This window comes from Christiangramia qingdaonensis, assembly GCF_048381525.1.
Lineage (GTDB): Bacteria > Bacteroidota > Bacteroidia > Flavobacteriales > Flavobacteriaceae > Christiangramia.
The window spans coordinates 1-6181 of record NZ_JBLWIM010000005.1 but is presented as its reverse complement, the minus strand read 5'-3'; the positions used below and the strand labels follow the sequence as shown (position 1 = coordinate 6181).

Here is a 6181-nt window from a genome sequence, read left to right as displayed (position 1 = left end):
GTAAATATTCTCAAGCAGCTTCTCGGTTAAATAATTATTGCTAACGGTCTCGGTTATCGCCAGTTGGCGGAGTAAGGGACGCGGCTTTGTCGGCTTAGTATTGGTTTGTTGGTCAAGTTAATTATTTTCTTTCTAACGGTACCGCTTATTGGCGATTAACCGTTGTTAGCTGCTGTGGCGACACCTCTTAATTTGTTGTTTATACTTTATATTATGTATTAGCCCTTTGATGTATTCTTCAACTTACTTTTTCTGTAATAAAAAAAGACTAGGTGGAATATAAGCATCGCAACCATAAGTTCGTATCCACTTTTCATTTCATAATCCCCATCCCAAAAAACAAGTTCTTGAAATGAGTCAAAAAATAGAATTATAATGCCAAACCCGAGAGCTCCTTTTAGTTCTTGTAATTTCAATTTCTCAATATTCTTAGTTACATTTTTTTCTTTAGAAAAGACGAGAACTATTAAAGCGATCAAGATTATATTTTTCAGGATCCAAACTAACCTGGTCTGATCGATTAATAATAAATCAACATATGAGTTTTTAAAAATTAATGCTATTAGCGTAATTATTCCGATACCTAAGGCAAACTTTTTAGAGTAATGAGGTAGTAAATTTTCGTTCATTTCTTAAAACTATATATTAATAAATTATTATTTGAAGGAAGATTTTTTTGTTTTGTATTTTTCGCCTGGATTGAGTTATCTATGATATATTTCACATTTTCTTTCTAAAGCCATTGCAGGTAACGGTCTCGGTTATCGCCAGTTGGCGGAGTAGGGGACGCAGATTTGTCGGCTTAGTATTGGTTCGTTGGTCAAGTTAATTATTTTCTTACTTAAGCTACCGCTTATTGGCGATTAACCGTTGTTGCCCACTGTTATGATGTTACTAATCTTGTCGCCTTTGATTGGTGAATAATCCCTCTTAATTTCTCCGTTCGCTTTTATTTCTTTAAAATAACATTTTACACCAGTTGCAACATTCATATTTTTTACGTTTTGAATATGAAAATGTAAATGTGGTTCAGAGGAATTACCCGAGTTACCACAAAGCCCTAAAACTTCTCCTTTTTTTACTTTTTGTCCCTGTTCAACTTTGATCGTATTTTGTTTAAAATGCGCAAAAAACAAATATTCATTATTCACAGTTTTTAAAATTACCGTGTTTCCCGGTACATAAATTGGATTTAATTCTCCTGGCACATTATCTTCAATCCCATCTACTTTTAAAACAACTTCTCCGTCACAAGGTGAAATTAACTTTTTTCCAAATGCGTAATAATCTTCGTTTGTCCTTCCGTCTGTTTTATATGATTTTCCATTTTCATCAGTCACTACGAAATCAAAAGCATTTTTCTGAGCTTTATTTTCAACGTGGTAATTTAATTCTTTAGTGTCTCCGCCCCAAGTTACTGTCCATTCATCTTGAAATGGTAAAGTTAGTTTAGTTGAATTTCGATCAATTATAGGAAAATTATCTTCTTTAAATGGTTCAATATAAAATCCATTTATTTTTGATTTATTATCAGTTGAGATATTCAGAGCGAAAACTCCATTTTCAAAAACTGTTTTGTAGGATGCAAAAGTTCCCTTTTCATATTTTCTAAATTCTCGAAATTTTATTTTTCCTGCCTGATTTTTAAAATCAGATAGAAATTTGATTGCTTGATCATTTGGTAAAGCTTTCTGCATCTCATTTGAAAAAGAATTAAAGATTTTCTCAAATTCATTTGAATTGAAGTTATTTTCAAACTTTTCTGATACAATTTTATCAATCGGTTTTTCTGTTTGTGCAGAAATCAGATTTACAGTTAGGAATAAAATGGTTACTAAAAATGCTTGTTTCATAATTGTGGGCAACGGTTACGGTTATCGCAAGTTGCGGGAGTAAGGACGCGGACTTGTCGGCTTAACTATATTCTTTCCTGGTTTCTAAAATTACACTTTTTCCACTATACCCGTTATTTGCGATGAACCGATGTTGGCAACTGGCAATTAGTTAATTAATATTTTCTTTAGTCCGCTTAGAACTAAGTATCCTAATAGCAAATAAATATAAATGAAAATAGAGAAAATGAAAGCTGAAATTGGCGTTGCTAATATTATAATTAAAACACCATGAAGTCCATAATATTCTTCTCCATTGAAATTAATCGGTTCAATTTCTAAGAAACTTAAAATTGAAAATAAGATAGCAAATGGTAAAAATCCGAAAAGGAATGTTACAAATAATCTTTTGAAAGTTGAGTTAGGTTTCTCGGTATATTTTCTAAGAAAATTTTCAATTAATTTCATTTTTATTTCTCGTTAAGTCTAATTAAAATATCTATAAATTCCAGCTATTCCAATCATCATAAATATGACGGCTCCGGCTATTATTTCTATCTGGAAAGATTTTCTTGAATAATCTTCATTGTCGGTTTGGCGCCAATTTTTAATTTCTAAATAGAGCAATATTAATGATGAGATTAAGCAAAGTATTCCAAATATCAATTCCCATTCTTTATTGTTCATAAATTTCTTTGCTTGTTGCCAACGGTCCCGGTTATCGCCAGTTGGCGGATTGCGGGACGCGGATTTGTCGGCTTAGTATTGGTTCGTTGGTCAAGTTAATTATTTTCTTACTAACGGTGCCGCTTATTGGCGATTAACCGTTGTTGTTAACAGTAGCCCTGTTGAATTATTCTTGTACTTTGAACATTTGAGGCCTACCTTTTAGATGATTATCAATCACCTGGTATTCATATTCACTAATGCGATTCTCTTCTTTTTCTAAGTCTATAATTTTTCTTATTTGAGTAAAATATTCTTTGGGTGCATGCCTAAAGAAAATCCACGTTTTTAAGTTTTCTTGACAACCTAAATTTTGTTTTGAAACCCAACCTTTATTTTTGACTATTTTCATTAATCTCTTTGTATTGTAGCGATCAATTTCAATTTGTAACTGCCAAACCGAATCTTTCTCTTCCTGAGAAAATTTTGATTGTTTGCTAGCTATTCTTCTTGTATTTGTCAAGAAACTATTTTGTTCTTCTGGGGTCAAATTAGAGAACTCATCTTTAGTAATATTATGATTTCGTTTTAATGAATCAAAAACTTGTAAAAAGGTGTCATTTTGTAATCCTAGTTGCTTTCTAAATTTCTGGTCATTTTCCATCATTTGTGATAGTTCCTCACACAAGTCTGTCTGTTTATTTTGACTTGACTTTATACCTAAAAGGATTATCATGAAGATTACGAATGATCGTATCATATTTTAGCTTTTTGAATCCGAATTTTATTGAATAGTTTTTTCAGTTTTCTTCGTAGTAAAATCACCGTGGCTATTGTTTACAACGGTCTCGGTTATCGCCAGTTGGCGGAGTAAGGGACGCGGATTTGTCGGCTTATTATTGGTTTGTTGGTCAAGTTAATTATTTTCTTACTAACGGTGCCGCTTATTGGCGATGAACCGTTGTTGGCAGCTGTTATTTACCAAGACTTATTGTTATACAATCCAAAATGGAGAAAACCCTGTAATAACTATAACAATTACATTTAGTATAGTGTAAATATCCAATAATTTGTTTTTCCAAATACCTACCATTATTGTTAACAGGAACATCAATGTGCATATGCCAAATATTGAATACATGAAAACACCAAATAATGTTGCTTTACCCAGACTTGGTTCAACATCGTAAAATGTAAAGAAACTAATTATTAAAATTATAATACAAAATGTAATACATGTGAGATTGTAAAATTTCATTTTTGATTATTCTGTTTTGTCAGAGTAAAGTATGTTTTGGATTGGTTTAATTGCAATATTCTTTTAATGTGATTCTCGCATGTTCATATCCTAAAGAAGCTGATTTTCTCAAATTTTCACATCCTAAATCATCTTGATAAGTTTTTAAGTATAGTATACCAATATAGTATAAGCTTGCTGCTACTTCATAATTTCTCCTAAGACTGTTATTAAGATCAGAAAATGCCTGATTTACGCTGTCTAGTTCCAAATAGGTAATTCCACGTTGGAAATAAATTTCTTCACCTTTAATATCGAAATGTTGACCTACATCTACGAAATCAAATTCTTTATTCCAGTCCATATAAAACTTGTCGCCTCCTTTGGTTTTAAAAGCTTTGTTATAATAATCAAGGGCTGTGGTATAATCTTCTATTTTTTGATAATTGTTGCCCAAATTAAAAAGGAGCATTGTATTCTTTGTATCTAGAAAAAGGGCTTTTTGATAAACCTGGATGGCTTTTTTATGCTGTCCAAGATCGGCAAAGTTTGCTCCTTTATTTATATATGCGCCAATAAACTGTGGATCTTTTTCTATGGCTTTATTTAGTAACTCATTTGATTCATAATATTTACCATTGTCGGCAAGTTCTTCAGCTTCGATTACATAATCCAATGCTGATTTGAAATCGCAATTACAGAAGAGCAATAAAATGAGAATGTACTTTAGTAATCGCATTTTCTTAAAATAATTGCTGCCAACGGTCCCGGTTATCGCCAGTTGGCGGAGTAAGGGACGCGGATTTGTCGGCTTAAAATTATTTGGTTGGTCAAGTTAATTATTTTCTTTCTTAAGCTACCGCTTATTGGCTATTAACCGTTGTTGTACACAGTTATTTAGAAGGTATATCTGGGAATGTAACAATCTTACCGAGACCTTTATGAATTGATTTTCTACATTCCTTTTTAAACTTTTCGTTTTTATTCTCTGAGAGGTATTTAGCAATGAAAAATAAATCTATTGTTTTAACCAACGCGATTTTTTCTCTTTTAGCTCCATTCTCACATTTTGGTGTAAAAAATTTAGTTCTTTTATCTAGTGGTTCCATTCGGAAAGGATTACCGAATAAAATTCCAAACGCCTTTTCCTCTACATCCTCTCTTTCAAAATCTTCATTCAAGGAGTCTTGCAATTGACGAAATTTACTAATGTCAATAGGCTTGTTTTCTTTACCCTCACATTCTCCGATATATCTTTGCTTTTCTGGTGAATTAATTACTTGGTCTAACTCTAATACTCCATCATCAAAATTCTCAGCCTTATAGCCCATTAGTTCCAAGCATTTGGTTACTGCTAACTCAAGAGGTTTGCCAGACTCGAACAATAAATCTTTGATAGAGTTTTTGGCAACTAGAACCTCTTTTAATTGTTCATTTTTATTAGAAAGCTTTTGAATTTCTTCTTGATTCTTACTAATGATTTCTTTTACCTCTTCTGCAGCATTTAAATTGTATATCTTATTATTCAACCAATCAGGTTTAGGCGTTCTTGTATCTTTGGAAGTAAGGCTATTTTCAATTTCTATTATCGAATATATTAGTTTCTTACCTTGTTTTAGCCCTTCTTTGTTCCAGGAAAGATCTGCTTCATAATACTTTTCATCATCGAGATCTAAGAATGGTAATATTATGATTTTGCCATCATATTTATCTAGTTTTACTGCCAGAATTTTGTCGTTGTTTCTCGTGGTTATCAATGTTGTAATTTCTTCTTCCTCTTTGGTATCCAAATAAGCCTCAAAAGTCAAATCTTTCTCAAAGGATTTAAAAAAAGGCTTTAATAAATCATTGCGAAGATTCATTTTTTTACCTTTTGCATTATGAATATCCAAATGGAACGGCAGAAATTCGTAATTACTAAAAGGTTGAACGATATTTGTTACTTTCTGATTTCTTCCCGTACCACTAGTTTCACGTCTTCCACTATCAATCCAAAATTCTTTTTTTTCTGATAGAAATAAATATAAATTTCTTCCGCTTTTTAAATAAGTATCCAACTCCCTATTCCAATGCTTGGATGATTCTAAAATCTTTGAAGAAATATTTAAATTATAACTCGTCTTTCCTCTGTACGAAGAGTCATGACCATAGGAAAATTTAGTGTTGTCCCAGTTCAATGAACAAATAACCAAATCTGCATCTGACAGAGATTCATTACTTTTCAAACTAATGAAATCATCTTCGTTTGTAGGTAAATAAAAATTAAGGGCAACTATATCTTTCATAAATAATTGTGTACAACGGTCCCGGTTATCGCCAGTTGGCGGAGTAAGGGACGCGGATTTGTCGGCTTAGTATTGGTTATTGGCCAAGTTAATTATTTTCTTTCTAAAGCTGCCGTCTATTGGCGATTAACCGTTGTTATATGCTGTGTTTTAAAAGTATC

The 6181-nt window shown here is 32.0% G+C and carries 6 protein-coding genes; all 6 read right to left on the bottom strand.

The window, feature by feature from the left end; translation table 11 throughout:
- Nucleotides 1-218: 218 nt before the first annotated feature.
- Nucleotides 219-629, bottom strand: coding sequence for a hypothetical protein (locus ACNI3T_RS00530; RefSeq protein WP_418226147.1), 411 nt, complete (start codon nucleotides 627-629; stop codon nucleotides 219-221).
- 234 nt (nucleotides 630-863) lie between these two features.
- Nucleotides 864-1853, bottom strand: coding sequence for a peptidoglycan DD-metalloendopeptidase family protein (locus tag ACNI3T_RS00525; RefSeq protein WP_418226146.1), 990 nt, complete (start codon nucleotides 1851-1853; stop codon nucleotides 864-866).
- A 147-nt stretch (nucleotides 1854-2000) separates the two neighbouring features.
- Entirely contained in the window at nucleotides 2001-2300 is a 300-nt protein-coding gene (locus ACNI3T_RS00520; RefSeq protein ID WP_418226145.1) for a hypothetical protein, read from the bottom strand.
- A gap of 385 nt (nucleotides 2301-2685) precedes the next feature.
- Nucleotides 2686-3234, bottom strand: a complete 549-nt coding sequence (locus ACNI3T_RS00515; protein WP_418226144.1) for a hypothetical protein — start codon at nucleotides 3232-3234, stop codon at nucleotides 2686-2688.
- A 568-nt stretch (nucleotides 3235-3802) separates the two neighbouring features.
- On the bottom strand, nucleotides 3803-4474 hold the full coding sequence (locus ACNI3T_RS00510; protein WP_418226143.1) for a tetratricopeptide repeat protein: 672 nt from the start codon (nucleotides 4472-4474) through the stop codon (nucleotides 3803-3805).
- A gap of 154 nt (nucleotides 4475-4628) precedes the next feature.
- The gene (locus ACNI3T_RS00505) at nucleotides 4629-6020 is read right to left on the bottom strand and encodes a hypothetical protein (protein ID WP_418226142.1); all 1392 of its coding nucleotides are present in this window, start codon (nucleotides 6018-6020) and stop codon (nucleotides 4629-4631) included.
- Nucleotides 6021-6181: the final 161 nt, after the last annotated feature.